Origin of the sequence: uncultured Brevundimonas sp., assembly GCF_963977465.1 — a bacterium.
Lineage (GTDB): Bacteria > Pseudomonadota > Alphaproteobacteria > Caulobacterales > Caulobacteraceae > Brevundimonas.
The window spans coordinates 25,442-51,362 of the sequence record NZ_CAXBOQ010000006.1 but is presented as its reverse complement, the minus strand read 5'-3'; the positions used below and the strand labels follow the sequence as shown (position 1 = coordinate 51,362).

The following is a 25,921-nucleotide window of genomic DNA, read 5'->3' as shown; positions in this document are numbered from 1 at the left end:
GGTCACAAGGCTCCGCCTTGTCGATCCGACGCGGCCTGACCCATTGATGTCCGAAAACCGCGAGACATCGGCGGGGCGAAGGTTCAGTCTGAGGTCATGGAAACGTCGCTGGATCAGGAGGCCTGCTATCGCGCCGTCGTCACGCGCGACGCCCGTTTTGACGGGCGTTTCTTCGGCTGTGTGAAGACGACCGGGATCTATTGCCGTCCGGTCTGTCCGGCGCGGACCCCGAAGCGCGGCAACATGCGTTTTGTCGCTACGGCGGCGGCGGCCGAGGAAGCCGGGTTCCGGGCCTGCCTGCGCTGCCGGCCCGAGACGGCCCCGGATCTGGGCGCGTGGCGCGGCACTTCCAACACCGTCAGCCGGGCCCTGGCCCTGATCGAGGCGGGGGCGCTGGACGAGGCCGATGTCGATGCCCTGGCCGGACGGCTGGGCGTGGGCGAACGCCAGCTACGGCGGCTGTTCCGCCAGCATCTGGGCGCGGCCCCGGTCAGTGTGGCCCAGACCCGGCGTGTGCTGCTGGCCAAGGCCCTGCTGCACGAGACCGACCTGACCATGGCCGAGGTGGCCCATGCCGCCGGTTTCGGCAGTGTGCGGCGCTTCAATGAGACCTTCCAGACCCTGTACGGACGCCCGCCTTCGGCCCTGCGCCGACGGGCCGAGCGGCCCTCGGACGGCGGGGTGCGGCTGAGTCTGGCTTATCGCGAGCCCTGTGACCTCGGGGCGCTGCTCGCGGCCCTGACGGCGCGCGGGGACACGGTGGTCGACGGACGCTGGACACGAGATCTGACGATGGCGGTCGACGGCACGAGCGGGACGGTCAGCGTCAGCCCCGGTGCGCCCGGGCGGCTGACGGTGGCGGTCGAGGCCGGCGACCTGAAGGCCCTGCCCGGGGTGCTGGCGCGGGTGCGGCGGGTGTTCGACCTGTCGGCAGACCCGCAGGCCATTGCCCGCGATCTGTCGGCCGATCCGCTGCTGGCCCCGCTGCTGGCAGCCCGGCCCGGTTTGCGGCTGCCGGGGGACTGGATCGACACCGGCGAGGACGCGCCCAGCGACCGGCTGGACGGAGCCGGCCCGGCCTTGATGCGACGGGCCGAAACCTGGCGGCCGTGGCGGGCCTATGGCGCGCTGTATCTGCACATGGCCGGCATCACCGAGACTGAACTGACATCCCTGGAGAGCGATCATGGCCGCCAAGCTGCCTGAACAATTGACCCTCGACCGGATCACCACCCCGGTCGGCGAACTGCTGCTGGTCACCGATGGGGACGGGGCCGTGCGGGCGCTGGATTTCGACGATTTCGAGGGCCGGCTGATGCAGTTGCTGACGCGCCATTACGGGCCGGTGGTGCTGACGCCGGGACGGGCACCGGCGACGGTGCGGGCGGCGATCGACGCCTATTTCGCCGGCGACCGCTCGGCGCTGGACGGGGTCGCGGTGCGCACCGGCGGCACGGCGTTCCAGCGTCAGGTCTGGGCCGCCTTGCGCGCGATCCCGGCGGGCGAGACGCGCAGCTATGGCCAGCTGGCCGCGGCCATCGACCGGCCGAAGGCGGTGCGGGCCGTGGGTCTGGCCAACGGGGCCAATCCGGTCGGGATCATCGTCCCCTGCCACCGGGTGATCGGGGCCAACGGCACGCTGACCGGCTATGCGGGCGGGCTGGCGCGCAAGAAATGGCTGCTGGCCCATGAGGGCGCGACGCTGATCTGAACCGCCCCCTTGCATTCACCTCCTACAGGACTACATTGTACCTGCTTATGCTAACTTTGAGCATAAGCCCCGCAAGGAGGCGGATATGGCTGACGGCCACGACACCCGGATGTTCGGACTCTCGGATTCCACGGCGCGCGAAACCGCGCCGGTCTGGGACAAGGTCAAGGATTTCGTCACCCCGATGGAGTGGCCGGCCCAGGCCGAGTTGATCGTCGAGATCAACCGGCTCAAGCGCGAGCGCGACGCCGTCATCCTGGCCCACAACTATATGACGCCGGAAATCTTCCACGGGGTCGGCGACTATGTCGGCGACAGTCTGGGGCTGGCCAAGGAGGCGGCGCGGTCGAAGGCGAAGGTGATCGTCCAGGCGGGCGTGCATTTCATGGCCGAGACCTCGAAGATCCTGAGCCCCGAAAAGACGGTACTGATCCCCGACCTGCGCGCCGGCTGTTCGCTGGCGGCCTCGATCACCGGGGCTGATGTGCGGCTGATCAAGCAGCGCTATCCGGGCCTGCCGGTGGTCACCTATGTGAACACCACGGCCGATGTGAAGGCCGAGACCGATATCTGCTGCACCAGCGCCAATGCCGTGCAGGTGGTAGAGTGGGCGGCGAAGGAATGGGGTGTCGATCGCGTCATCCTGATCCCCGACGAATTTCTGGCCAGGAATGTCGCGGCGCAGACGAACATCGGCATCATCGCCTGGAAGGGCCGCTGCGAAGTGCATGAGCGTTTCACAGGGGCCGACATCGCCGAGATGCGGGCGGCCTATCCCGACGCCGAGATCCTGGCCCATCCGGAATGCCCGGAGGATGTGCTGGCCGCCTCGGACTTCGCCGGCTCGACCGCAGCCCTGATCGACCACGTCACGGCGCGCCGCCCCAGACAGGTGGTGTTGCTGACCGAATGTTCGATGGCCGCCAATGTCGCCGGCGAGGTCGAGGGCGTCCAGTTCATCGGCCCGTGCAACCTGTGCCCGCACATGAAGCGGATCACGCTGGAGAACATCCGCGACTGCCTGCTGAACATGCAGTTCGAGGTCACGGTGCCCGAGGCGATGATCGCTCCGGCTCGACAGGCAGTGCAGCGGATGGTCGACCTGCCGCCGCCGCTGGTTCCGGCGCGCTATGACATGATCAAGGCCCGTCACCATGTCGCTGTGGAGCTGATCTGATGCACTATGTGCCCCCCGTCAGCGCCGTGGCGTCGATCGACCCCCGCAGCCTGCGGCTTCTCGCCCTGCTGGCCTTGTGGCTGCGCTCGGAAAAGGCCACGTCCCCGGGATGACAGATAACAACACGCGCCGCCCCGGTCCCTGGGATCCCAAGCCGGAGCCCGCCGGTGCCGCGCCCGGCGCAACGACGACGGCCCGCACGCCTGCGGGCGTGGCGGGTCCGCCGGCGGTTCAGGGCCAGTCGCTGGTCTGGGCCCTGATCTCGACGGCCCTGCTGGCGGGCCTCCTCTGGTATTTCACCCGCAGCTGGGTGGTGGCCGTGGCCGCCATCTGGGGCCTGCTGGTGCATGAGTACGGCCATGTGCTGGCGATGAATCGCTACGGCATGGGGCCGGCCAAGATCTACATCATCCCCTTCCTCGGCGGCATGGCCCGGGGCCAGCGTATGCCCGAGAGTGAATGGGAAGGGGTCAAGGTGTCGCTGGCTGGCCCCCTCTTCGGTCTGTTGGCGGCCATCCCGTTCTTCATCCTGTTCCTCGTGCTGGGCGGCAAGGTCTGGCTGCTGGGTGCCGTGGTGATCGCGGCGATCAATCTGATCAATCTGGCTCCGGCCCCGCCGCTGGACGGGTCGCGAGCCCTGGGGCCGGTGCTGGCCCGCATCCATCCGATGGTCGAGAAGGGGGCGATGATCGCCATGGGCGCGCTGGTCGTGTTGTGGGGCATCTCCAACGGCAGCTATATCTTCGCCGCCTTCCTGGCCCTGGCGCTGTTCGGCCATCTGAGGCGCGGGGCCTGGCGTCCCGAGGGACGGCCGCTGAGCGGGGCCGAGGCCGGCTACAGCGTCGGCCTGTTCGTGCTGGCCGCGGTGGCCTGTGCCGGGGTGACGATGGCGGCCCTGATTCCGCTGACCGACGGCACGGTGACGGGGGCCCTGACCATCGCCGGCAACTATCTGGGTTTCGGCCGGTGAGCCGCATCCATCACGACGGTCCCGTGATCGTCGGCGGGGGACTGGCCGGGTTGTCGGCGGCGTTGGAGGCTGCCCCGCGCAAGGTGCTGGTGATCACACCCGCGCCCCTGCTGGAGGCCTGTTCCTCGGCCTGGGCCCAGGGCGGTGTGGCCGCGGCCCTGTCGGCTGATGACGCCCCGGCCCTGCATGCGGCCGATACCACGGCGGCGGGGGCGGGTTTGGTCGAGGCCGAGGCGACCCGGACCCTGACCGGCGACGGGCGGGCCACGGTGGAATGGCTGGCCCGGCTGGGCGCGCCGTTCGATCGCGATGCGGGCGGCGGGTTTGAGGTCAGTCTGGAAGCCGCGCATTCGCGGGCCCGGGTGGCCCGGGTCGGCGGCGACGGGGCCGGACGCGCCATCCTGTCGGCCCTGGTCACGGCGGTGCGTGCCGCCGACCATATCGAGGTCTGGGAGGACGGACACCTCCAGGCGTTGATCCAGGACGCCACCGGCCGGGTGCGGGGCGTGCTGATCGCGCGCGGCGACCGGTCGGTCGAGGTGCTGGCCCCGGCCGTGGTGTTGGCCACCGGCGGGTCGGGCGGGCTGTTTGCGGCCACGACCACCCCGGCTGCCCTGCTGGGTGAGGGTATGGCCCTGGCCTGGCGCGCGGGCGCCGAAATCCTCGACCCCGAGTTCGTGCAATTCCATCCGACGGCCATGGATGTCGGCCTTGATCCGATGCCGCTGGCCACCGAGGCCCTGCGCGGCGAGGGCGCGCGGCTGATCGATGGTGAGGGCCGGTTCCTGCTGGGCGATGACCCGGCGGCCGACCTGCAGTCGCGTGACATCGTGGCCCGGGCCGTCCATGCGGCGCGTGTGGCGGGGCGGGGGGCCTTTCTCGACTGCCGGACCGCGGTCGGTTCGAAATTCCCCCATGAATTCCCGGCCGTGTTCGCCGCCTGTATGCGATCCGGGCTGGACCCGCGCGAGACGCCGATCCCGGTCGCCGCGGCGGCCCATTATCATATGGGCGGGATCGCCGCCGGATCGGACGGACGCACCAGCCTGCCGGGTCTCTATGCCGTGGGTGAGTGCGCGGCGACGGGCGTGCACGGGGCCAACCGTCTGGCCTCCAACTCGCTGCTGGAGGCGGCCGCCTTTGGACGGCGCACCGGTCAGGCTGCGGCGAGCGAATTCGGCGGGCAGGGGGCACTGCTGCCGGTGCGGGCGGGAGCTGACCTGCCGGAATCGGCCCTGGCCGAGCTGCGCCGCGGCATGAGCGATTGGGCCGGGGTGGTGCGCGATACAGCGGGCCTTACCGCCCTGATCGCCCTGATCGACCGACTGGACGCCAAATGGCCCGGGGCCGCGCCGGTGACGGCGGCACGCCTGATCGCCGAGGCCGCCCTGGCCCGGCGCGAAAGCCGCGGCGGCCACTGGCGCTCGGACTATCCGCAGACCGAAACCCGGGCCCGCCATACGCGCGTCCAGCGTGAACAGGCGGCCATGGCTCCGCACCAGATCGAGCTCGTACAATGATCCGCCGGCTTCCCGACCTGTTGATCGAACCCGTCGTGCGCATGGCCCTGGCCGAGGACCTGGGCCGGGGTGGTGACGTCACCGCCCAGGCCTGTATTCCAGAGGATGCGCGGATGAAGGCCGTATTCGCCGCGCGCAAGCCAGGCGTGCTGGCCGGGATCGACTGTGTGCGGCTGGCGGTGCTGGCCATGGACCCGCAAGCGACGATCGTCCTGAAGATGCGCGACGGTGAGGCGTTCGCCGCCGGAGCGGTGCTGGCCGAGGTCGAGGCCGACGCCCGCGCCTTCCTGGCGGCCGAGCGCACGGCGTTGAACCTGCTGGGACGGCTGTGCGGCATCGCCACCCTGACCCGGGCCTATGTCGAGGCGATCAAGGGGACGCGCGCGCGCATCGTCGACACACGCAAGACCACGCCGGGGCTACGGGCGCTGGAGAAGCACGCCGTGGTCTGTGGCGGCGGAGCCAACCACCGCTTCGGTCTGGATGACGCCATCCTGATCAAGGACAACCACATCGCCGTGTGCGGCGGGGTGTCGGCGGCGGTGCGCCGGGCCCGGGCCGCGGTCGGCCATCTGATGAAGATCGAGGTCGAGGTCGACAGTCTGGACCAGCTGGATCAGGCCCTGGCCGAAACGCCCGACGTGATCATGCTGGACAACTTCAGTATCGAGGACCTGACCGAGGCGGTGCGGCGGCGCAAGACCAGCCCGTTCGGGGCAGTGATCCTCGAGGCCTCGGGTGGCGTCAATCTGGACACAGTGGCGGGGATCGCCCGCACCGGCGTCGATGTGATCTCGGTCGGGGCGCTGACCCACTCGGCTCCGGCACTGGATATCGGCCTGGACATCGGCTGACCGGCTGAAGGTGGCCCGAATCCGGGGCCCGAACGATCAGGCGGTGGGCTGAGCCGGGGTCGCGGTCGTTGCGGCCGGGGTGGTCGGCACGGTGGCGGCCGGGCGCGGGGCAGGGGTGTTCGCGGCCGAGGCACCGGTCTGGGCCGGGCGGGCGGCGGGTGTGGCGACCGGCGGCGTGGCGACGGCAACCGGTGCCGGCGTCGGACGGGTAGCCGGGGCGGCCTCGGCGCGCTCGGCGGCGGGTGCCAGACCTTCCTGGGCCAGGACCAGGGTGTAGGCCACGGCCTGACCGGCCTGACGGACCGACTCGGTCGGATCAATGCTGGCCTGGATCAGGCGCGGCTGGTCATCGTTGGACGACGGGCGGGTGGTGTAGTTGAAGGCCGCGCTGGAACCCGAACGCCCGCCGAAGCGATAGAACAGGTGGCTGCCGACCTGATTGACCCGGATCAACGAGTTGCGCCAGCCGGGCGAGACGCCGGTGGTGTGGAAATGGGTCGCGTTGCCGACGCTGGCGAAGACGCTGCCGGACAGGGCCTTGGAGGCGACGTCACGGGCCCTGTTCCACGCGACCGGATTGACGCCACGGCGCATCGAACCGTTGCAGGTGAAGCTGAACTGGCAACCCGAGCGGCGCGCGGCCCCCTGGAAGACGACGCCACAAACACTGTTGGGGAAGGCTTTATGGCGGGCCCGGTTGAGCACGACCTGGGCCACGGCCTTCATGCCGTCGCGGCCTTCGCCGCGGGCTTCATAATAGACGGCCTGGGTCAGGCACTCGAGATCACGCGATTCGTCGAGGGCATTGCCGAGGCGGAAAGGACGGGCGGCCGAGACGGCCGAGGTCAGGCTGACCTGGCGCAGGCCCGAGCCGGGCTGGGTGCGGAGCTGTTCGAGCCGGGCGGTGAGCAGTTGGGCCTGACGATCGCGCTGGGCCCCGCCGGCGACCGTATAGGGATCATGGCGACGCGCGATGGACAGGGCGCTGGCATCAAGGCCCCCGGCCGCGGCCGACAGGGCTTCTTCGGTGAATCCGGCGGCCGTGGCCCCCTCGATACGCTCCGCCTGGGCGCGTACCGTCGTCGCTCTGGCCGCCGAGCCGCCCACATAGGCGCCGCCGACTGTCAGTCCCACCAGTGCACCAAAGGCCACTGCTGCCGTCACGGGCCGAATACGGGCTGCGCGATCGGCGTGCAAGGACACACGCTGGTGCGAGGGATGCGACAAAGGCTCTATCCTGTTCCGCAGGGCGCAATGCCGCCCCTGAAATTCTCAATTCGGTACTGGTCGACCCACCTGAGCAAGTCGTGGTCCAGCGCCGGATACCGACAGTTATCGAAAGGTAAACCGTCGGGGACGCGCCTTAAGCCAGCCGTTTATGGCCTCAATGTGTTCGATTCGCAAGTTTTGGGTGCGGTGCAACATCGCGGCACTCCCCCGTGAGTTGAGTCGTGCAAATCTCCCCCCGGGCGGACTCCGGGGCGAAGTGAACGATACCAATACTGTATCAGGTTGAACGGATCTGCTCAGCTTGAGCTCAACGGAGCCCGCATGGAGATGCTGCGTTGCACGCTTTGTTGCCAAACGTGACTTTCATGTACGGCTGCGGCGCGATGAATTCTGTGGATTGGAACCCTGCGGGCCGCCGATACGTTGCAGCGGCACTGATTCACAGGAAGACCGTCATGATTCGACTGACCGCCGCCGCTGCCCCTCTCGTCGCGCTTGCCGCCCTTGGCTTGGCCGTGTCCGGCTGCGGGACCACGATGGAACAGAAGGCCGCCACCGGTGCCGTGGCCGGTGCCGTGGTCGCCGGGCCGGTCGGTGCCGCCGTCGGCGGCGTGGCCGGTGCCATCATGGCCAAGGACGACAAGTCGGAATAGCTCGCCTGCGCCGCCCCCTGGAATTGGCCCCGAATCGGCATCTCGAGTGGGCGAAACGGTACGGTGACGGGGTGGATTCTTTTGCCCCAACCTTGATTTTTGCTGTGGTTTCCGCTTAGGCACGCCGCCGGGCTGAGCATCGCTCGCCCGTTCGCGGCCATTTTGCCGCCTGTCACTATTTTGGGATTTACCGACCTCCGCATGAGAGATCTGAAACAGACCGCCTTCACCGACCGGATTGCCACCCAGCAGGAAGCCAAGAAGGCCCTGCTCGCTCGCTTCAAGCCCAAGGCGGCGGCTCCGGACCCTGAATTCGACAAGCTGGCCGCCAAACGTGCTGCCGAGAAGGAAGCCCTGCGCCAGCAGCACGAGCTGGAAAAGGCTGAGCAGCGACGCGAGCGCGCCGAAAAGGAGGCTGTCCGCCTGGCCACCGAGCGTGAAGCCGAAGAGGCAGTCGAGGCTGAGAAGCGCGGGGCCCGCAAGGAACGCAAGGCCGTGTCCAAGGCCGACCAGAAGGCCGCCCGCGACGCTCGCTACGCTGCCCGCAAGGCTCGTCAGCGCTAATCATCGTCCGGGGGCGCGTGCCCCCGCGACCGACTCAGCCGGTTGAGGCGGCGTCGACCGGTGTCAGGTCGCCGAGGATCCGCCCCAGCTGGTCGACCGAATAAGGTTTGCGCAGGAACGGCCAGGGCGCGTCCGTCAGGGCCGCGTCCACAGCTCCGCCGGCATAGCCCGAGGTCAGGACGATCCGCATGTCGGGATGGTTGCGGGTACAGGTCCGGGCCAGTTCGACCCCCGTCATGCCGCCCGGCATCACCACATCGCTGAGCATGATGTCGAACCGCTCGGTCTCAAGCACCGCCAGCGCCTCGGGCCCGGTCTCGACGGCCTGGACCTCCAGGCCCAGCCCTTTCAGCAGCTCCATCGCCACATCGGCCACGCCGACGTCGTCCTCGACCAGCAGCAGCCGGCGCCCGGCCGCCACCGGCCGGGTCGGGCTCATCATGGGTGCATCAACGGCAGGGCTGTCGACGGCCAGCGGCGGCAGGTAGATGCAGATTTCCGTACCCTCGCCGACGGTCGAGGTGATCCTGGCCCCGCCGCCACTCTGGCGAGCGAAACCATAGACCTGGCTCAGGCCGAGGCCGGTACCCTTGCCGACCGCCTTGGTGGTGAAGAAGGGTTCGAACACCCGGTCGATGACGTCGGGGGCCATGCCGGTGCCGGTGTCCGATACGGTGACACAGACGTATTCGCCGGGTGGCAGCTCATGGACCTCCCCGGCGGCAACCTTGCGGATCCGGGTCTGGATCACAACCTCGCCGCTATCGCCGAGAGCGTCGCGGGCGTTGACCACAAGATTGAGCAGGGCGGCCTCGAACTGGCCGGGGTCGACACTGACCCGGACGCCGCCGCGGCGCAGTTTCAGCTTGAACTCGATCGCCTCGCCGACGGCGCGGCGCAGCAGCGGGTCACTCTGGCGGATCAGGGCGTTGAGATCGGTCGGTTCCGGCCGCAGCGTCTGGCGGCGTGAAAAGGCCAGCAGCTGGTGGGTCAGGCCTTCGCCGCGTCGGGCGGCGGCCAGGGCGGCCTCGCCCAGCTTCTTGCGCTTGGCCGCATCGTCGGGCGAACGCAGGATGATGTCGAGCGCCCCGATCACCACGGTCAGCAGATTGTTGAAGTCGTGGGCCACACCGCCGGTCAGACGACCGACCGCCTCCATGCGCTGGGCGTGCATCAGATTGGCCTCGGCCTCAGCCTTTTCGGCCAGGGCCGCGCCGACGCGTTCTTCCAGCAGTTCATTGATGCGTTTCAGGTCGTCCTCGGCGCGTTTGGCGTCGGTGACGTCGAGGCTGGCCCCGACATAACCCTGGAACTCGCCGGTGGCGTCGAAACGGGGAATGCTCTCGCAGCGAAGCCAGCGCAGGCCGAGGTCGCCGTGATCGATACGCAGCAGGCCCTCGAACCGGGCGCGCGACTTCATGGCCTTGATGAAGGCCTCGGAGAAGGAATCGATATCGTCCGGATGCGCCAGCTTCTTCCAGCGGGCCCCCATCAGTTCGCCGGTATCGACGCCGAAGACCCTCCGGTAGTGGCGGTTGGCGAAGGTGATGCGGGTTTCCGGATCGGTCATCCAGATAAACACCGGGGCACTGTCGGCAACGGTGCGGAAACGGGCCTCGGACTCGGTCAGGCGGTTTTCAGCCTGAACCCGCGCCGTTTCGTCCCGGAGCGTCAGAACGGCCCCGATACGGGCACCGTCAAGGCCGGTCACGGGGCGGGCATTGCCGACGGCGACCACTTCGGTGCCGTCCGGACGGCGAATGCGCCAGCGGGCGTCGGTTACGGTCTCGCCGTCACGCACGGCCCGGGTCAGAGGCAGTTGCTCCGTTGGATAGGGGTGGCCGTCCTCGGTGAACAGCTGAAACGTCCGGGTGTAGTCGTCTGGACCGCTGCCCAGGACCTTGATCCCGTGCTGCCGCTGTGCCGCTTCGTTGATGAAGACGATCCGGCCCTCAGGGTCGGTGACGATGACGCCCTCGGCCAGCTGGCCCAGGATGGCGTCCCGTTCGGCGGCACTGGCGGCGAGCCGGGCGTTCGATTCGCGGATGTCGGTCACGTCGACATTGACCCCGATCATCCCCTGGAAGTCGCCGTTGCTGCGGTGGTAGGGGCGGGCCTCGGTCCGAAGGACGCGCCATTCGCCGTCATGACGGCGAATGCGGACCTCTACCTCGAACGGGATCTGGCGACGGTGGGCGTCACCCGCCACGCTCCGCAGCCGGTCGCGGTCATCAGGATGGGTGGCCTCCAGGACGTCGAAGTTCTCGACCTTGCCGGTGACGCCCCAGAACGCACGCTGCACGCGGTTCAGATGAGTGCAGCCGCCCGTCGGGTCGCTCATCCACAGCATCACCGGGGCGTGCTCATTGATCATTTCCAGCCGTCGTTCGCCGTCGTCGAGACGGGCGTCCGAGGCGCGCAGGGCTTCGATCGAGTGGTCGAGGCGCAGCAACGTCCGGCGCAGGGCCGCGGCGACCACCGTCGCGAAGATGCCGACGAGGATGAAATTGACGGTGGCGACCCGTGCCAGGGGGCTGGTCATGTCCACGCCGGCCCCGTTCGGACCGACCAGCAGCCAGCCGCCCGCCAGGGCTGTGGCCGTGGCAGCGAACCCCGCCGTGCGCCCGCCGGCCAGGGCCGCCAGGATGACGGCCGGCAACAGGATCATGAAGCCGGTGATGTTGCCGTAGAAGGCCGAGAAGGCCCAGCGCACCGCGAGCAACGCAAGCGCGGCGGCGATGCCGATCAGAATGTTGAGGCCGAACGATTTCGGGCGCACCCGGGCCAGCCACACCATGGCGGCGTCCGTGTCCGTTACGCGTTTGAACAACGCAACTGCGTTCATCCGGCCCCCGCCCGTCGCCCAAGCGACGCTATACAACGCCTGAGACAGCCCGGTGTTCCCGGGCCCGAAATTTGCCTTCAGACGCTTGGCGTTCAGCGCGTGAGACACCACCTGAAGGGCTGCAATATCGACTTATAAAGCCACGGGAGCAAAACATGGCGACGACCATCGACACGGGCCTGACCAAGACCGAGCGGACCGACGTGGCACGTGAGCTGACGAAGGTTCTGGCGGACAGCTATGCCGTCTATCTGAAGACGCACGGTTATCACTGGAACATTCGCGGCCCGGAATTCTTCGCCCTGCACACGCTGCTGGAAACCCAGTATCGCGAAATCTGGGAAGCCCTGGATATCATCGCCGAGCGCATCCGGGCGCTGGGCGAGTTCGCCCCCCAGGGCTATGCGACCTTCGCCAATCTGACCGCGATCAAGGACGGTGATCCCGAGAAGGACGCCCAGGCCATGCTCAAGGAGCTGATGGTCGACCACGAGACCCTGATCGCCACCACCCGCGCCGCGCTGAAATCGGCGGATTCGGACGGCGACGATGTGTCGGTCGACCTGCTCACGACCCGCCTCGCCGCCCATGAAAAGGCCGCCTGGATGTTGCGCTCGACACTCGGAAGTCGCTGACCGGGGGGCGGTCAGCCGGTGCCTTTCGCCCGAAAAGCGCCGTCAAATCCTGTCAGTCTGGTATCTTGCGCAGGACGACCCCTGTCACGGATTCCAACTTGGCTGACATCGACTGGACATCGACGTTGAAAGTGACGCGCCGCATGGCCGCGGCGATTCCGGCTGCCCTGGCCGTGTTCGGCGTGGCCATGGCCGCCGGCTCCACGCCCCGCCCCGATGACGTCCAACGCGCTGAAGCTCTGGCGAGGCTGGCCGGCGGCGGCCCGGGCGAGGCCGGGCTCGACCCGGCCACCCTCGCCGTCGCGATCCGCCACGATCCGAACAATCCCGATGGTCCGCCTCAGGATTTGCCCACCGCGACCCTGACCAGCAAGCTATCCCTGATGCTTGGTCCGGCAGAACTGCGGGCGCAGCAGATCAACGCCGCGATCCCGGCCGACGTCGGGCTGCTGCGGGCCGTGCGCCCCTTCCGGTTTCGGTCCGCCAGTGACGAGGACCGCAGCCGTGCCCTGCGTTGTCTTACCCAGGCAGTCTATTACGAGGCGGCGCTGGAGTCTGAGGTCGGACAGGCGGCTGTGGCCCAGGTGGTGCTGAACCGCGTGCGGGATCGCAACTATGCCAACACCGTTTGCGGTGTGGTGTACGAAGGGGCCGAGCGGGTGACCGGCTGCCAGTTCAGCTTCACCTGTGACGGCGCTCTGGCGCGAACGCCGATTGCCGGCATCTGGACCCGCGCGCGGGCTGTGGCCGAGCGGGCGCTGGATGGCCATGTCGCGACCAATGTCGGCACGGCGACCCACTATCATGCCAACTATGTCCACCCGTGGTGGGCCCCGTCGCTGAACAAGCTGGCCACGGTCGGGACGCACATCTTCTATCGCTGGAAGGGTTTTTCCGGCGAGCCGTCAGCCTTCCGTCAGGCCTATGCCGGGCGTGAACCGAAGATCGATGAGGCCCGGTTCGCCCGCCCGCGCCTGCTGACGGTGAGCGACGAGGCTGGCGAAGTTGCGATCCTGCCCGAAGCTCCGACCACGGTGATGGTTGACGGTCATCCCCGCGTCGTCGGCATTGCCTCGCTGGGGGGGCGACGTCAGCCGGACAAGGACGAGATCGCCGCCATTAATGCCCGGCTGGCCGCGTTCGAAGCCCCCGCCCCGGAGGTCACACCTCCGCCGCCCGGCGTGACGGCGATGGCCGTGGAAGAAGTGGGCCGACCCGTTCGCTGATTGATGTCCGGCCCGGTCTCGCTGCAACGGTTGGGGCCACTCTGCATTATCTCTCATCCCCTCGGCGCTGCGCGCCTCTTCAAGGCCCACCGGTGTCGACAGACAAAGTGACGATCAGACAGTCCTGGACCGAGGCGGCCCGCATGGCGGCGCTGCACGCCTATGACGTGCTGGACACCGAGGCCGAGGCTGAATTCGATGATCTCGCCACCCTGGCCGCGCGGATCTGTGACGCGCCGACGGCCCTGGTCAGTCTGGTCGCGGAGGGCCGGCAGTGGTTCAAGGCCCGCGTCGGGCTGGAGGCCCGCGAGACCGGACGTGACGTTTCCTTCTGTGCCCACGCCATGCTCGGGAACGAGGTCATGGTCGTCGCCGATACGGCGACCGATCCGGTGTTCAGCGACAATGACCTGGTCACCGGTCCGCCCCACATCCGCTTCTATGCCGGGGCACCGCTGGTTACCGCCGAGGGCCTGCCGCTGGGCACCCTGTGTGTGCTGGACAGCGAGCCCCGACCGCAGGGTCTGACGGCGTTCCAGACCCAGTCGCTGGAGGTGCTGGCGCGCCAGGTAATGAACCTGCTGGAGCTGCGCCGCGCCCTGAAGGCCCGCGACGAGAGCGAACAGACGACCCGCCGCGCCCTGGCGGCCTCGGAATATGTCGGGGCCTGGGACTGGGATGTGGCCTCAAACCGGATCGTGGCCGATGAACGCTTTTGCGAGATGTACGGCGTCGACCCGGTCGCCGGTCAAGCGGGAGTCCCGCTCGAGGTCTTCACCCGCGCCCTGCACGCCGACGACGCCGACCGGGTCGGTGCCGAAATCGAAGCCACGCTGGAGAGCGGCAATCTGTACGTCAGCGAATACCGGCTGACGGTGCCGGGACGGCCGCTGCGCTGGGTGATCGTGCGCGGACAGGTCTATCGCGACCATGACGGCACCCCGAACCGCTTTCCCGGCGTAGTGGTCGACATCACTGACCGAAAGGCGCGCGAGGCCGAGCTGGCCGATGCCGTGACGGCCCTGGCCCGAAGCGAGGCGCGCTTCCGGGCCATCGCCGACTCCATGCCCCAGATGGTGTGGTCGACCCGGCCGGACGGCTTCCACGATTATTATAATGCTCGTTGGTACGAGTTCACCGGCATGGAGTCCGGGTCGACCGACGGCGAGGCCTGGAACGGCATGTTCCATCCCGGGGACCAGGACCGCGCCTGGGAACTTTGGCGGCACTCGCTGGAGACTGGCGAGCCCTATGAGATCGAATACCGGCTGCGCCGCCACGATGGCGTCTATCGCTGGACGCTGGGCCGGGCCATGCCGATCCGCGACGAGGCGGGCGAGATTGTGCGCTGGTTCGGCACCTGCACCGACATCGACGACCTGAAGCGGATGGACCAGGCCAAGGAGCTGCTGAGCCAGGAGCTTAGCCACCGCATCAAGAACATCTTCGCCGTGGTCTCGGCCCTTGTCGCCCTGTCGGCGCGGCAGTTCCCCGAGGCCAGGGAATTTGCCGCCTCACTGCGGACGCGCATCAACGCCCTGGCCCGGGCCCATGAGTTCGTACGCCCGCATACCGAAACGTCGCGACCCACGGTCGGCAGCATGACCCTGCACGCCTTCCTGCAGTCGCTGTTCCAAGCCTACGCCGACGCTACCGGCGCAGCGCGCATCCGCATCTCGGGCGATGACGCGACCTTCGACGATCAAGCTGCAACCTCGGTGGCCCTGCTGTTCCACGAGCTGGCGACCAATGCCGCCAAATACGGGGCCCTGTCGCTTGAAGGCGGCCATGTCGACCTGGTGACGCGCGCCGCTGACGACCGGTTCATCCTGACCTGGACCGAGCACGGGGGGCCGCCGGTCAAGGGCGTGCCCGAGCGCGCCGGGTTCGGCTCGTCGCTGGCGACCCTGTCGGTCGAGGGACAGTTGGGCGGGCGGCTGGAACGGGACTGGGCTGCGGCCGGATTGCGAATGACCGTGGACCTGCCCGCCACGGCCCTGTCACGCCGACGTGCGGCACAGAATGTCGCATCCGCAACTTAACGCGAAACCCGGCATATGTTTCGGCGTTGATGAAGCAGTGAAAGTTTTTGAATCCCCGCAGAGTTTTAAAACCAGGCCCATGTCCGCCCGTATCCTGATCATTGAGGATGAAGCCCTTGTGGCCATGGAACTCCGCTTCGTGCTGGAGGATCTGGGTCATGAGGTCGTCGGCACGGCCGCAGACGCCGAAAGTGCCCGTGAGCTGGCGCAGGCCGTCGATATCGATCTGGCCCTGGTCGACATCCATCTGTCGGACGGGCCGACGGGCATGGCCCTGGGTCGCGAGCTGGCGCAGGCCATGGGCATCACCGTCCTGTTCGTCACCGCCAACCCGGGCATGGTGCGTGAGGGTGTGGCCGGGGCCATCGGCGTGCTGTCCAAGCCGGTCGACGAACGCGCGGTGCAGTCGGCCGTGTCCTATGCGCTGAGCCGCCGGGCCGGCCGTGTCGCCGAATACCTGCCGCCCGACCTGCGCCTGTTCGCCTGAGCCTCGCTACCAGACGCCGATCTTCTCGGCCTCGTGGTGGCTGATCGGTTTGTGGGCCGCCTTGTGATCCTCCTCGGCGAGGAAACGCACCGCCTCCAGTGCTGCCATACAGCCCATGCCCGCGGCCGTAACCGCCTGGCGATAGATGTCGTCAGTCACGTCGCCGGCGGCATAAACGCCTTCGATGGCCGTGGCCGTGCTGCCTGGCTTGACCACCAGATAGCCGCCGGTCTTGGTTTCCAGCTGGCCGGTGAACAGCTCCGATGACGGGGCATGACCGATGGCGATGAACACGCCGTCGGCGGCGACCTCGCGAGTTTCACCCGTCTTGGCGTGCTTCAGCCGGACGCCGGTGACATTGCTGCCGCCGTCGGCGGTGACTCCCAGAATTTCGTCGATCTGGTGGTCCCAGATAACCTCGACCTTGGGATTGGCGAACAGCCGGTCCTGCAGGATGCGTTCGGCCCGGAACTCGTTCTTGCGGTGGACCACGGTCACCTTGGCGGCGAAATTGGTCAGGAACAGCGCCTCCTCGACCGCGGTATTGCCACCGCCGACGACGATCACGTCCTTGCCGCGATAGAAGAAGCCGTCGCAGGTCGCGCAGGCCGAGACGCCGAAGCCCTGATAGGTCTGCTCGCTTTCCAGTCCCAGCCATTTGGCCTGGGCCCCGGTCGAGATAATCACGGTTTCGGCCAACATCTCGGTGCCGGAATCCAGCTTCAGCCGGAACGGGCGCGACGACAGGTCGGCCGAGACGACGATATCCTCGATCACCTCGGTGCCGACGTGTTCGGCCTGGGCCTTCATCTGCTCCATAAGCCACGGTCCCTGAATCACCTCGGCGAAGCCGGGATAGTTCTCGACATCGGTGGTGATGGTCAGCTGGCCGCCGGGCTGCAGGCCGGCGATGATCACCGGCTCCAGCATGGCGCGGGCGGCATAGATGGCGGCGGTCCAGCCGGCGGGGCCGGAACCGATGATGGCGACGCGGACGGTACGAGGAGTGTTCATGCCCTCCATTTAGGCGCTGATTCCCCCGCGCGCGATGGTATGGTGACAACGAAGTCGCATTCGAGCGGAGATTGTCATGCCGGAACGTAGTTTTCTCGGGGTCGCCCTGGCCATCGGCACCGGAGTCGGCGTCGCCCTCGGCTCGGTCCTCGGCAATATGGCGCTGGGGATCGGCGTCGGAATCGCCCTTGGTCTGCTGATCGGACTTGCGCTGGACTGGCGCGACGCGCGGCGTCGGAAAGGCGACGGCAGCCACTGACGCCAGCGCGACATTCATGACGAAGCCCGGCTCCCCCAAACCGACCAACAGCGATGCCGGGATGCGCGATATGCGCGGCCTGGTGCGCCGGGCGCTGGCCCTGTCGCGTCGCGGCGTCGATCACAAGGGTGTGGCCGCCAACGTCTATGAAAACGGCGGCATGAGTGGCCGCTATCTGATCATGACGGTGATCTCGGCGGCCATCGCCACCCTCGGCCTGATGCTGGGCTCTCCGGCCGTGGTCATCGGGGCCATGCTGGTGTCGCCGATGATGGGGCCGATCGTAGCCCTGGGATTTTCGCTGACCCTGCTGGACTGGGATGAGCTGAAACGGGCACTGTTCGCGGTCGGCATCGGCTTCTTCGTGGCGCTGGTGGTGGCCCTGCTGCTGACCTGGGTGTCGCCGCTGAAAGAGCCGACGGCCGAGATTCTGGCGCGCACCCGCCCCAATTTCTTCGACCTGCTGATCGCCGTGTTCTCGGGTGTGGCCGGAGCCTATGCCGTGGTGCGCCAGCGGGGCGAGACCATCATCGGCGTGGCCATCGCCACCGCCCTGATGCCGCCTATCGCCACCATCGGCTTCGGCCTGGGGACCGCCGACTGGCGCGTCGCCGGCGGGGCCTTCTTCCTGTTCATGACCAACCTGGTGGCGATCGCCCTGGCCGCGACCCTGACGGCGGGTTTCTTCGGCTTCCGGCCCCGGCTCGGGGAACGTCCAGCCCCGTGGCGGGGACTGGCCGTGCTGCTGGTTTTTGCTGTGCTGGCCGCCCCGCTGGTGGTGTCGCTGCGGTCGATCGGGCTGGAGAGCAAGGCCACGGCCGAGACCCGAATCGCGGTGGCTGAAATCTTCAGCGGCGCGGATTCGCGGGTCACCCTGCTGGACGTCCGCAGCGACCATAGCGAGACCACGGTCTCGGCCCTGATCAGCACCCGGACCCTGATCCCCGACGCCCAGTCACGCCTACAGGCGCGCCTGAATGCCGCGCTGCATACCCCGGTCAAGGTCACGCTGGACCAGATCGTCGTCGCCGACCCGCGGGCGGCGTCCCGGGCGGTCCAGGCCAGTCCGGTGTCGACCCCCACGGCCGCCCAGACGCTGCGAGCCCGGCTGACCGACGCGGTGCCCTTTGCCACCGATGCAGTGATGACCGACGATTCCGGTACCAAGGCCATCGTGCTTTTGCGGCCCGACGCGGGCCTCGACCTGGCCAGCGCCTATGCGCTGGAAAAGGGTCTTCAGGGGCGGTTCGACGGGGTTGCCGTTTGGGTCACGCCACCGCTGGCGGCGCTGGATACGGTCGATCTGGGCGATCCCGATGCCGTACAACTGGCCGCCTGGGCTCTCGGGCGCTGGCGGGCCCGGCCGCGGGTCAGCTTCTGCCGTCCCGAGCCGGCTCCCGAAGTGGACGAAGGGGCGATCGCCCCGCCGGGGGCCCAGGCCCGATTCGTCGCCGCCCTGACCACCATGGGGGTGGCCCTGGCCGAGGCCGACGGCCCGGCCTGTAACCGCAGTGACCGCAACCTGGCCCGGATCGCCCTGGGCTAGAGCGAAACCGGTTCAGTTGGACCAAGCCCCGTCCGGCTCGGATTTCGCTTCAGCTTGAGGCTGGGTCATTTGTTGGATTCGGGTCGCTTCGACCCGAAACACCAATGGTCTAGCGCGCCGCCATGGCATCGAGGACGGCGCGGGCGGCCAGATCGGTCTCGGCCAGCGGCTCATAGGTCCAGACCGGCAGGGTGGCCCCGAACGGCCGGGTCGCGCCCCGGTCTTCCAAATCGGCGTGCAGCCGGGCGAACTTGCCGCCCGGCTTGCGCGGCACCATCGGCAGGATGTGTACGGGTCGTCCGGTGGCGGCGGCCTCGGCGGCCATGTTGGCGCTGTCCTCGGTGACCAGCACATGATCGGCCGCGCCGAGGAAGGCGAAATAGGGGTTGGGGCCGTGCTCGTCCCAGATCAGGCCGGGCAGTTTGTCGAGCCGGTCGATCATCACCGCCCGGGCCGGGGTCGGGGTGCGGCGCGAGAAGGTCAGCAGCAGCGAGCCGCCGGCGGCGCGGATCGCGCGGGCAATCCGGTCGGCCAGATCGGCGGCGTGAGCCTCGGTCAGGTCAAAGGCGGCCGAACGCCCGCCGACCAGTACCGCGACGTGCGGGCGGGGCAGGGGGCTGAGAGTGTCGGCCATTTCGGCGGCGGCGGCGGCGACGCGGGCCGGGGTGACGCGGTGGGGCGAGCCGGTGATGCGGAAGACATTGTCCCCCGCCAGCTCATCATGCGCCGGGGCCACGACCATGTCGAAGCGTGACGGTGACAGGCGCGGGTCCTGAGTTTGGACCACGAAGGTGCGACCGCCGGAGCGGCGACGGACGGCGAGGCTGAGCGGCAGGGTGGCGCGGCCGGTGGCGATCCACAGATCGGGCCAGCTCTCGTCGGGGCCGGGAACGACGGAGTCCGACGACGGGTCCAGCAGGGCCGGGGTCTTCAGCAAGACCGGCAATTTGTCGGCCCGGGGCCGCCAGTGGATGCGTTTGATCGTGATGACGGCCGGGGTCAGGCGCTGGACGGCTTCCGCCAGTCCCAGCGCCTGATTCTCGATGCCGGCCCGGCCGTCGGAGACGACCCAGACCGTGAGCGGTCGCGCGGGTGCGCCTATTTCCACTCGACCTTGAGGATTTCGTAGGCCTTGACGCCGCCGGGGGTGTTGACCTCGACCACGTCGCCGACCTCTTTCGAGATCATGGCGCGGGCGATCGGCGAGGAGACGGAGATCCGGCCCTGTTTCACATCGGCCTCGTGTTCGCCGACGATCTGGTAGCGGCCCTCTTCCTCGGTGTCCTCGTCGACCACGGTGACCGTGGCGCCGAATTTCACCTGATCACCGGACAGTTTTGACACGTCGATGACCTGGGCGCGGCTGATCTTGTCCTCGATGTCGGCGATCTGCCCCTCGATCCACCCTTGCCGCTCCTTGGCGGCATGGTATTCGGCGTTTTCGGACAGGTCGCCGTGCGCACGCGCCTCGGAAATTGCCGCGATGACGCTCGGCCGTTCGACCGACTTCAATTGTCGGAGTTGATCGTCGAGGACACGGTAGCCCTCGCCCGTCATAGGCACTTTTTCCATAGTGTCGTGAGTTTCTTGTTTCGCCCGACTGAGAGACTTACTCGGCACAGATAGTCGCTGGGCGCTAGCGACCGGCCAAAGAGGGTAGGGCACCCCGCGCCAAGACTCAAGCCACCGGATTGCGGGTCCGCGACCGGACCTGACGAATCAGGCTCCAGGCCAGCCAGGCGATGGCCGCCAGCCCCAGCCCCATGAACAGGGTCGAGACGATCAGGATGCCCGCGGCCATGAAGGCCAGGCAGAAGGCGAGCGCGGCGAGCAGGGCCGCGACGATCTGTGGGATTTGCACGCGCATGGCCGGTTAACGCCGGGCCCGCTCCCCGGTTGCAGATCACCGGTCGGTCAGCCGTAGCTGTAGGGCCCGCCGCGCTCCAGCGCCCGCTGCCAGGCGGGGCGGGCGTGGATCGTCTTGAGGAAGGCCGTGATGCGCGGCTTGTCCGGCCCGAACGGCACCCGGCTGCCGGCGGCCTCCAGCGGGAAACTCATCATGATGTCGGCGGCGCTGAACGCGTCGCCGGCGAACCATTCAGACCGGCCCAGTTCCGCCTCCCAGTAGCCGATGTGGCTGACGATCTGCGGATCGATGAAGCTCTGTTGCACCTTGCCCGCCACGGCCTTGACCACGCCGCGGATCAGCAGGGGCGAACGCTTCGGCAGTTGGCTGAACACCAGTTTCAGCAACAGGGGCGTCATGGCCGAGCCCTCGGCATAGTGCAGCCAGTAGGTGAAGCGGCGCGCCGCGTCCGTGCCGGACGCCGGTTTCAGCCGCCCGTTGCCGTGGACCTCCAGCAGATAGTCGATGATCGCCCCGGTCTCGGCCACGCGAACGTCGCCATCCTCGATCACCGGCGACTTGCCCAGCGGATGGATGGCCTTCAGCGCCGCCGGGGCCAGGCTGGTCTTCGCATCGCGCTGGTAGCGTTTCACCTCATAGGGCAGGCCCAGCTCCTCGAGCAGCCACAGCACCCGCTGCGAGCGGGAGTCGTTCAGGTGATGGACGATGATCATGACGGCGCTCCGGAAGGTTGCGTCACCATGGGCGGGTGACGCAACGTCCGGCAAGCGTCTTCACCTCTTCGGCATAAGGCTTTCGGCCGCGACGACCATGGCCTCGACCCCGGCGGTGACCGACGGCTCGGGCACGATCCGGAACAGCGGCGAATGGTGGCCGGCGGCGGTGTCCAGTTCGGCTTCGGGCGTACCGCCGACGCTGAAATAGACCCCTTTCACCCCGCTCTCGGGCGTGACGAAATAGGCAAAGTCCTCGGCCCCCATGCCCTTGCGCGGCTCATCGATCATCCGGGCCTCGCCCATGGCCCCGGCGATGGCGGCGCGGACCCGGGTGGCGGTCGGGGTGTCGTTGATGGTCGGCGGGGTGGTCTCGGTGGTCGAGCGCACCACGACCGGCATCCGGTCCTCGGGTACGCCCAGGGCGACGGCCGTGCCGCGGGCGACGCGGTCGATGCCGTCCAGCAGCAGGGTGCGCACCTCGGGACTGTCGGCCCGGACGGTCAGCTGCATGTCGACCCGCTCGGAGATGATGTTGTGCTTGATGCCGCCGTGGATGGCCCCGACCGTGACAACGGCTCCCTCCAGCGGGTTGACGGTGCGGCTGCGCAGTGACTGCAGATTGACGACGATGGTCGAGGCGACCAGCACCGGATCGACGCCCAGATTGGGATAGGCCCCGTGGGTGCCGACGCCGTGCACGGCGATGTCGACGCTGTCCGAGCTGGACGCGGTGATGGCCAGCGGCACCGAGATGCGCCCGGCGGGCACACCGGCGGCGACGTGAAAGGCCAGGGCGTAGTCCGGCTTGGGAAAGCGGGTGTAGAGGCCGTCCTCAACCATGGCCCGGGCCCCGAAGATCCGCTCCTCGGCCGGCTGGGCGATCAGCACCAGGGTGCCGGACCAGTCGGTGCGACGGGCCATCAGCTGGCGGGCGGTGCCGATCAGGGCGGTGATGTGCACATCGTGGCCGCAGGCGCGCATGTGCTTCTCACCACGGGGTTGTCTTTTTGCCGAATTGCAAGTGAAAGCTGCTTTCGTCGCGCTGAGATTCCAGCGATATGTTTAGGCGAGCCCGGTTCGACGTCCGCTATTGGAAAAATACCCAAGGTCCGCTTTCGACCGAGGCTGTATAAAAATGCGGCGAACTGAATTTAGAGCAAGGGGTGTGAAATCTCTACGGTTGTACGATGATGAGTATTGGTCTGTGGGGGACGGAAAATGTGGATCGTAATCGCTGTCGTTGTGGCCGTCGTCGGGTGGATCGCCTTGACGATAGGGAAAACCGCATCGCTCAACAATGACCCCGTTCAGAAGGAACTGTGCCACCTCATTCTTGAGATGATGGCCAACGGCGCGACGTCCGACGCGCAGATGATTTTTGTGGTCAGTCAGGCACGTTGTCTCATGACGGCGTTCGTTGATCCGAGCCAGCATCAGACGCGCTTGGCTCACGCTCTCTCGATGGCGAAGCCCTTGCTGAATGAAGAAGGGTTCCAACTTGCGCGAAACATCGTGCGCGGCATTGCCTGACGGGCACGGCTCGAAAGTAGCAAGCAACCGAAACGGAGAGTGGCGGTGGGTGATGGTGGACCACGCGGATGCCTTTACGTCGTGATTGGCGTTGTGGTCGTTTTCGCCATCGCGAAATGTACGGCTGACCAACAAGGACCGGCAACGGGAGCCTCCTGTTTGGAACGTCTGGAAAAGATGGAGAGACGCTTCGACAGCGCGGAATTTGAGCGCATCCAGCGTGATTGCCGACCAGAACGAAACTACCCGCGATGACATAATCCGAAATGGCAACAGCCCGTGGCGACTGGAAAGACGTGTTAGGAAAGGCATCCATAATCATCACCGCACCCCACCCCTCGCGCGTACGCGGAAGCGTCAGCAGTTCTGCCATAGGCGATTGTTCGCTTCCCACGGTGGGTTCAGAAGTGAAAAGCACAAACAGTCACGTTACGCAGGCGTGCATGACCGGCTTCTCGACCCCGTCACTGTCGACCTGATGCACGGTCGAGGCATTGGCCAGGCCACTGGCCTCCTGTAGCGGCAGACCGTCCATGTCGGCGCGGATCATGACCGTGGGACCCTCGCCGTTGCGCAGCACCGCGACCACGCCGGTACCGCCGACGCCGGTGGTGACGTCATAGCCGAGGGCGCTCAGCTGGGCCGCCATGATGCCTGCGGTGCGGACCTCCATCCCGGACAGTTCGGGATGACGGTGGAAGTCGTCGAACAGGGCGGCGAGGTTGGCGGCGTAGTCCTGCTGCACCGCGGCCTTCAGCCTGCTGTCCTGGGCCGAGGCGGGCAGGGCGGTGGCCAGGGCAAACACGGCGGTCGCCGCCGCCAGAGTGGTCCGCAATCGCATGGTCTAAGCCCCCGCCAGTGAATGTCCGGCCACCGTTGCCCATCGCCGGGCGGGGGTCAAACCGCGTCGGGCTTTGGTGCCGGGCCCGGGTCGGCTATGGCTGCAGCCATGAGCACCCCCGAACCCCGACTGACCTCCTTGGCCCATGGTGGCGGCTGCGGCTGCAAGCTGGCCCCGGCCGTGCTGCGCGACATCCTGTCGGGCATGCCGCAGGCGGCGGTGTTCGCCAATCTGATGGTCGGGACCGAGACCAGCGACGACGCCGCGGTGTGGCGGCTGAATGACCAGCAAGCCCTGGTGGCGACCACGGACTTCTTCATGCCGGTGGTCGACGACCCGTTCGACTTCGGCCGCATCGCCGCCACCAATGCCCTGTCCGACGTCTATGCGATGGGGGCGACGCCGATCTTCGCCCTGGCCCTGGTCGGCATGCCGGTGGCCACCCTGTCGACGGCGACCATCGGGCAGATCCTCGCCGGCGGAGCCAGTGTCTGCGCCGCCGCGGGTATTCCGGTGGCGGGTGGCCATTCGATCGACAGTGTCGAGCCGATCTACGGCCTCGTCGCCCTGGGGCTGGTGCATCCCCATCAGGTCCTGACCAATCGCGGGGCCCGGGCCGGGGACGTACTGATCCTGACCAAGGGTCTGGGCGTCGGCATCCTCAGCGCCGCCTTCAAACAGGAAAAGCTGGCTGATGCCGGCTATGCCGCCCTGATCGGCTCGACCACGCAGCTGAACACCCCGGGCGCGAAGCTGGCCGGGAGGACCGGGGTTCATGCCGTCACCGACGTCACCGGCTTCGGTCTGCTGGGCCACGGGCTGGAGATGGCACGCGGCTCAAACCTGACGGTCGAGATCGAGGCCGCTGCCGCCCCGCTGCTGGACGGGGTCGAGGTCATGGCCCGCGACGGCATGCGCACCGGGGCCTCGGGCCGCAACTGGGCCAGCTATGGAGAGGGCGTGGTCCTGCCCGAGGGCTTTGACGCCTGGCAGCGCGACCTGCTGACTGACCCCCAGACCAGCGGCGGCCTGCTGATCGCCGTGGCGGCGGATCAGGCCGGGGCGGTGCTGGATCTGGTGCGGGCCGACGGCTTTGACCGGGCGGCGGTGGTCGGGCGCGTCATCGAAGGCCCGGCCGTGGTCCGGGTCATCGGCTGAATGATCCGGTGCACCACCGACCTGGGTCCGGCCGCGCGCGACGGCTTTGACGCCATCATCGATGTGCGCAGCCCGGCCGAGTTCGCTGAGGACCATGTGCCCGGCGCCATCAACCTGCCGGTGCTGGACGACGCCCAGCGGGCCATGGTCGGCACCACCTATGTCCAGACCTCGAAATTTCTTGCCCGACGCGCAGGCGCGGCCATTGTGGCGCGCAATATCGCCGACCATCTGGAAGGCGGGCTGGCCGACCGCGACGGCAGTTTCCAGCCGCTGGTCTATTGCTGGCGCGGCGGCCAGCGCTCGGGGGCCATGGTCACGGTGATGGATCAGGTCGGCTGGCCGGTGACCCTGCTGGAGGGCGGCTACCAGACCTGGCGACGGCAGGTCGTGGCGGACCTGTATGACGCCCCCCCGGCGCTGCGGATCGTGCTGATCGACGGCCCGACCGGCTGCGGCAAGACCGAGATTCTGAAGCGGCTGTCCGCCCATGGGGTCCAGACTCTTGATCTGGAGGGGCTGGCCAATCACCGCGGCTCGCTGTTCGGGGCCATGCCGGATGGCCAGCCGTCGCAGAAGGCCTTCGAGAGCCGGCTGTATGACGCCATCCAGCGGCTGGACCCCACCCGGCCGATCGTGGTCGAGGCCGAAAGCAGCCGCGTCGGCGAACGCACCGTGCCGCCCGGCCTGTGGGCCGCCATGGGCACCGGTCAGGTGATTACCCTGTCGGCCCCGCTGGCGGCGCGCGCCCGTCATATCGTCGAGACCTATGTCGAGATCGCCGCCGATCCCGAACGGCTGGACCGGGCCCTCAGCCGCCTGCCGCGTCATCACGCCAAGGCGACGATCACCGAATGGCGGGCTATGGCCGCGCGCGGCGAGATCGAGCCGCTGGCGGCGCAGTTGATGGAAGCCCACTACGACCCCGCCTATGCCCGCACCAGCGACCGCCGCGACCGCACCGTGCTGGGCACCGTCGCCCTGACCACCCTGGACGCCGAAGATCAGGCGCGAGCGGCGGGGGTGATTGCGGAGATGGTGGCCGGGCTGGAGTGAGGCGGCGCGCGGCAAGGGAC

26 protein-coding genes are annotated in these 25,921 nt (G+C 68.1%); 17 read left to right on the top strand and 9 right to left on the bottom strand.

Annotated features, from left to right (window positions below; genetic code table 11):
- Positions 1-96 precede the first annotated feature (96 nt).
- The 6 genes from AAC067_RS13200 to nadC all read left to right on the top strand — a co-directional run bounded on the left by AAC067_RS13200 (position 97) and on the right by nadC (position 6,232).
- Entirely contained in the window at positions 97-1,206 is a 1,110-nt protein-coding gene (locus AAC067_RS13200; protein ID WP_339933300.1) for an Ada metal-binding domain-containing protein, read from the top strand.
- A complete protein-coding gene (locus AAC067_RS13195) occupies positions 1,187-1,711 on the top strand; it encodes a methylated-DNA--[protein]-cysteine S-methyltransferase (RefSeq protein WP_339933298.1) in 525 nt (174 codons plus the stop codon). The genes AAC067_RS13200 and AAC067_RS13195 overlap by 20 nt, the downstream gene beginning before the upstream one ends.
- A gap of 85 nt (positions 1,712-1,796) precedes the next feature.
- Positions 1,797-2,888 (top strand): quinolinate synthase NadA, encoded by a 1,092-nt coding sequence (gene nadA / locus AAC067_RS13190; protein ID WP_339933296.1) that lies wholly within the window; start codon positions 1,797-1,799, stop codon positions 2,886-2,888.
- Between the two features lie 109 nt (positions 2,889-2,997).
- The gene (locus AAC067_RS13185) at positions 2,998-3,858 is read left to right on the top strand and encodes a site-2 protease family protein (RefSeq protein WP_339933294.1); all 861 of its coding nucleotides are present in this window, start codon (positions 2,998-3,000) and stop codon (positions 3,856-3,858) included.
- Positions 3,855-5,378, top strand: coding sequence for an L-aspartate oxidase (locus tag AAC067_RS13180; RefSeq protein WP_339933292.1), 1,524 nt, complete (start codon positions 3,855-3,857; stop codon positions 5,376-5,378). Before AAC067_RS13185 ends, AAC067_RS13180 begins: the two co-directional genes overlap by 4 nt.
- The gene (nadC, locus tag AAC067_RS13175) at positions 5,375-6,232 is read left to right on the top strand and encodes a carboxylating nicotinate-nucleotide diphosphorylase (RefSeq protein ID WP_339933290.1); all 858 of its coding nucleotides are present in this window, start codon (positions 5,375-5,377) and stop codon (positions 6,230-6,232) included. The genes AAC067_RS13180 and nadC overlap by 4 nt, the downstream gene beginning before the upstream one ends.
- A 36-nt stretch (positions 6,233-6,268) precedes the next feature.
- Here the strand turns inward: nadC and AAC067_RS13170 are convergent, their stop codons facing one another.
- Positions 6,269-7,366 carry a cell wall hydrolase gene (locus AAC067_RS13170; RefSeq protein WP_339933288.1) on the bottom strand — a complete coding sequence of 366 codons (1,098 nt, stop codon included), beginning with the start codon at positions 7,364-7,366 and terminating at the stop codon, positions 6,269-6,271.
- Between the two features lie 551 nt (positions 7,367-7,917).
- On the opposite strand from AAC067_RS13170, the gene AAC067_RS13165 reads away from it, so the two are divergent.
- Entirely contained in the window at positions 7,918-8,115 is a 198-nt protein-coding gene (locus AAC067_RS13165; protein WP_339933286.1) for a hypothetical protein, read from the top strand.
- A 201-nt stretch (positions 8,116-8,316) separates the two neighbouring features.
- The gene (locus AAC067_RS13160) at positions 8,317-8,679 is read left to right on the top strand and encodes a DUF6481 family protein (protein WP_339933284.1); all 363 of its coding nucleotides are present in this window, start codon (positions 8,317-8,319) and stop codon (positions 8,677-8,679) included.
- A gap of 34 nt (positions 8,680-8,713) precedes the next feature.
- Here the strand turns inward: AAC067_RS13160 and AAC067_RS13155 are convergent, their stop codons facing one another.
- Positions 8,714-11,524, bottom strand: a complete 2,811-nt coding sequence (locus tag AAC067_RS13155; protein WP_339933282.1) for a PAS domain S-box protein — start codon at positions 11,522-11,524, stop codon at positions 8,714-8,716.
- Between the two features lie 155 nt (positions 11,525-11,679).
- Here AAC067_RS13155 and AAC067_RS13150 point away from each other — a divergent pair, with 155 nt between their 5' ends.
- From AAC067_RS13150 to AAC067_RS13135, 4 genes are all read left to right on the top strand, one after another.
- Entirely contained in the window at positions 11,680-12,159 is a 480-nt protein-coding gene (locus tag AAC067_RS13150) for a Dps family protein (RefSeq protein ID WP_339933280.1), read from the top strand.
- 98 nt (positions 12,160-12,257) lie between these two features.
- On the top strand, positions 12,258-13,385 hold the full coding sequence (locus AAC067_RS13145; protein WP_339933278.1) for a cell wall hydrolase: 1,128 nt from the start codon (positions 12,258-12,260) through the stop codon (positions 13,383-13,385).
- Between the two features lie 107 nt (positions 13,386-13,492).
- Complete coding sequence (locus AAC067_RS13140) at positions 13,493-15,427, top strand: PAS domain-containing protein (protein ID WP_339933276.1); 1,935 nt, start codon at positions 13,493-13,495, stop codon at positions 15,425-15,427.
- A 79-nt stretch (positions 15,428-15,506) separates the two neighbouring features.
- Complete coding sequence (locus tag AAC067_RS13135) at positions 15,507-15,914, top strand: response regulator (protein ID WP_339933274.1); 408 nt, start codon at positions 15,507-15,509, stop codon at positions 15,912-15,914.
- A 6-nt stretch (positions 15,915-15,920) separates the two neighbouring features.
- On the opposite strand, the gene trxB is transcribed toward AAC067_RS13135, so the two are convergent.
- A complete protein-coding gene (gene trxB, locus AAC067_RS13130; RefSeq protein ID WP_339933272.1) occupies positions 15,921-16,928 on the bottom strand; it encodes a thioredoxin-disulfide reductase in 1,008 nt (335 codons plus the stop codon).
- A 76-nt stretch (positions 16,929-17,004) separates the two neighbouring features.
- On the opposite strand from trxB, the gene AAC067_RS13125 reads away from it, so the two are divergent.
- Both AAC067_RS13125 and AAC067_RS13120 read left to right on the top strand, forming a co-directional pair.
- Entirely contained in the window at positions 17,005-17,187 is a 183-nt protein-coding gene (locus AAC067_RS13125) for a hypothetical protein (protein WP_339933270.1), read from the top strand.
- A gap of 16 nt (positions 17,188-17,203) precedes the next feature.
- Positions 17,204-18,733, top strand: coding sequence for a DUF389 domain-containing protein (locus AAC067_RS13120; RefSeq protein ID WP_339933268.1), 1,530 nt, complete (start codon positions 17,204-17,206; stop codon positions 18,731-18,733).
- Positions 18,734-18,842: 109 nt separating this feature from the next.
- Here the strand turns inward: AAC067_RS13120 and AAC067_RS13115 are convergent, their stop codons facing one another.
- The 5 genes from AAC067_RS13115 to AAC067_RS13095 all read right to left on the bottom strand — a co-directional run bounded on the left by AAC067_RS13115 (position 18,843) and on the right by AAC067_RS13095 (position 22,297).
- Complete coding sequence (locus AAC067_RS13115) at positions 18,843-19,841, bottom strand: mitochondrial fission ELM1 family protein (RefSeq protein ID WP_339933266.1); 999 nt, start codon at positions 19,839-19,841, stop codon at positions 18,843-18,845.
- Positions 19,832-20,305 carry a transcription elongation factor GreA gene (greA, locus tag AAC067_RS13110; protein WP_339933264.1) on the bottom strand — a complete coding sequence of 158 codons (474 nt, stop codon included), beginning with the start codon at positions 20,303-20,305 and terminating at the stop codon, positions 19,832-19,834. Before greA ends, AAC067_RS13115 begins: the two co-directional genes overlap by 10 nt.
- A gap of 106 nt (positions 20,306-20,411) precedes the next feature.
- The gene (locus tag AAC067_RS13105; protein WP_339933262.1) at positions 20,412-20,600 is read right to left on the bottom strand and encodes a hypothetical protein; all 189 of its coding nucleotides are present in this window, start codon (positions 20,598-20,600) and stop codon (positions 20,412-20,414) included.
- 47 nt (positions 20,601-20,647) lie between these two features.
- Entirely contained in the window at positions 20,648-21,313 is a 666-nt protein-coding gene (locus tag AAC067_RS13100; protein WP_339933260.1) for a glutathione S-transferase, read from the bottom strand.
- 60 nt (positions 21,314-21,373) lie between these two features.
- A complete protein-coding gene (locus AAC067_RS13095) occupies positions 21,374-22,297 on the bottom strand; it encodes an amidohydrolase (RefSeq protein WP_339933258.1) in 924 nt (307 codons plus the stop codon).
- Between the two features lie 237 nt (positions 22,298-22,534).
- Here AAC067_RS13095 and AAC067_RS13090 point away from each other — a divergent pair, with 237 nt between their 5' ends.
- Positions 22,535-22,846 carry a hypothetical protein gene (locus tag AAC067_RS13090; RefSeq protein WP_339933256.1) on the top strand — a complete coding sequence of 104 codons (312 nt, stop codon included), beginning with the start codon at positions 22,535-22,537 and terminating at the stop codon, positions 22,844-22,846.
- Positions 22,847-23,270: 424 nt separating this feature from the next.
- Here the strand turns inward: AAC067_RS13090 and AAC067_RS13085 are convergent, their stop codons facing one another.
- Positions 23,271-23,687: a hypothetical protein gene (locus tag AAC067_RS13085; RefSeq protein ID WP_339933254.1), complete on the bottom strand. Its 417-nt coding sequence runs from the start codon at positions 23,685-23,687 to the stop codon at positions 23,271-23,273.
- Positions 23,688-23,795: 108 nt separating this feature from the next.
- Between AAC067_RS13085 and selD the strand changes: the two genes are divergently transcribed.
- Both selD and mnmH read left to right on the top strand, forming a co-directional pair.
- A complete protein-coding gene (gene selD / locus AAC067_RS13080; RefSeq protein ID WP_339933252.1) occupies positions 23,796-24,845 on the top strand; it encodes a selenide, water dikinase SelD in 1,050 nt (349 codons plus the stop codon).
- On the top strand, positions 24,846-25,901 hold the full coding sequence (mnmH, locus tag AAC067_RS13075; RefSeq protein ID WP_339933251.1) for a tRNA 2-selenouridine(34) synthase MnmH: 1,056 nt from the start codon (positions 24,846-24,848) through the stop codon (positions 25,899-25,901).
- The last annotated feature ends 20 nt before the right edge of the window (positions 25,902-25,921 follow it).

What these genes read in the sequence shown, in the direction of transcription:
- AAC067_RS13095 (WP_339933258.1), bottom strand. Translation starts at nt 22,297, where the DNA reads ATGCGCGCCTGCGGCCACGATGTGCACATCACCGCCCTGATCGGCACC.
- AAC067_RS13150 (WP_339933280.1), top strand. Translation starts at nt 11,680, where the DNA reads ATGGCGACGACCATCGACACGGGCCTGACCAAGACCGAGCGGACCGAC.
- nadA (WP_339933296.1), top strand. Translation starts at nt 1,797, where the DNA reads ATGGCTGACGGCCACGACACCCGGATGTTCGGACTCTCGGATTCCACG.
- AAC067_RS13155 (WP_339933282.1), bottom strand. Translation starts at nt 11,524, where the DNA reads ATGAACGCAGTTGCGTTGTTCAAACGCGTAACGGACACGGACGCCGCC.
- trxB (WP_339933272.1), bottom strand. Translation starts at nt 16,928, where the DNA reads ATGAACACTCCTCGTACCGTCCGCGTCGCCATCATCGGTTCCGGCCCC.
- greA (WP_339933264.1), bottom strand. Translation starts at nt 20,305, where the DNA reads ATGGAAAAAGTGCCTATGACGGGCGAGGGCTACCGTGTCCTCGACGAT.
- AAC067_RS13185 (WP_339933294.1), top strand. Translation starts at nt 2,998, where the DNA reads ATGACAGATAACAACACGCGCCGCCCCGGTCCCTGGGATCCCAAGCCG.
- AAC067_RS13160 (WP_339933284.1), top strand. Translation starts at nt 8,317, where the DNA reads ATGAGAGATCTGAAACAGACCGCCTTCACCGACCGGATTGCCACCCAG.
- AAC067_RS13090 (WP_339933256.1), top strand. Translation starts at nt 22,535, where the DNA reads ATGTGGATCGTAATCGCTGTCGTTGTGGCCGTCGTCGGGTGGATCGCC.
- selD (WP_339933252.1), top strand. Translation starts at nt 23,796, where the DNA reads ATGAGCACCCCCGAACCCCGACTGACCTCCTTGGCCCATGGTGGCGGC.
- AAC067_RS13200 (WP_339933300.1), top strand. Translation starts at nt 97, where the DNA reads ATGGAAACGTCGCTGGATCAGGAGGCCTGCTATCGCGCCGTCGTCACG.
- AAC067_RS13165 (WP_339933286.1), top strand. Translation starts at nt 7,918, where the DNA reads ATGATTCGACTGACCGCCGCCGCTGCCCCTCTCGTCGCGCTTGCCGCC.
- mnmH (WP_339933251.1), top strand. Translation starts at nt 24,846, where the DNA reads ATGATCCGGTGCACCACCGACCTGGGTCCGGCCGCGCGCGACGGCTTT.
- AAC067_RS13120 (WP_339933268.1), top strand. Translation starts at nt 17,204, where the DNA reads ATGACGAAGCCCGGCTCCCCCAAACCGACCAACAGCGATGCCGGGATG.
- AAC067_RS13195 (WP_339933298.1), top strand. Translation starts at nt 1,187, where the DNA reads ATGGCCGCCAAGCTGCCTGAACAATTGACCCTCGACCGGATCACCACC.
- nadC (WP_339933290.1), top strand. Translation starts at nt 5,375, where the DNA reads ATGATCCGCCGGCTTCCCGACCTGTTGATCGAACCCGTCGTGCGCATG.
- AAC067_RS13085 (WP_339933254.1), bottom strand. Translation starts at nt 23,687, where the DNA reads ATGCGATTGCGGACCACTCTGGCGGCGGCGACCGCCGTGTTTGCCCTG.
- AAC067_RS13125 (WP_339933270.1), top strand. Translation starts at nt 17,005, where the DNA reads ATGCCGGAACGTAGTTTTCTCGGGGTCGCCCTGGCCATCGGCACCGGA.
- AAC067_RS13100 (WP_339933260.1), bottom strand. Translation starts at nt 21,313, where the DNA reads ATGATCATCGTCCATCACCTGAACGACTCCCGCTCGCAGCGGGTGCTG.
- AAC067_RS13105 (WP_339933262.1), bottom strand. Translation starts at nt 20,600, where the DNA reads ATGCGCGTGCAAATCCCACAGATCGTCGCGGCCCTGCTCGCCGCGCTC.
- AAC067_RS13135 (WP_339933274.1), top strand. Translation starts at nt 15,507, where the DNA reads ATGTCCGCCCGTATCCTGATCATTGAGGATGAAGCCCTTGTGGCCATG.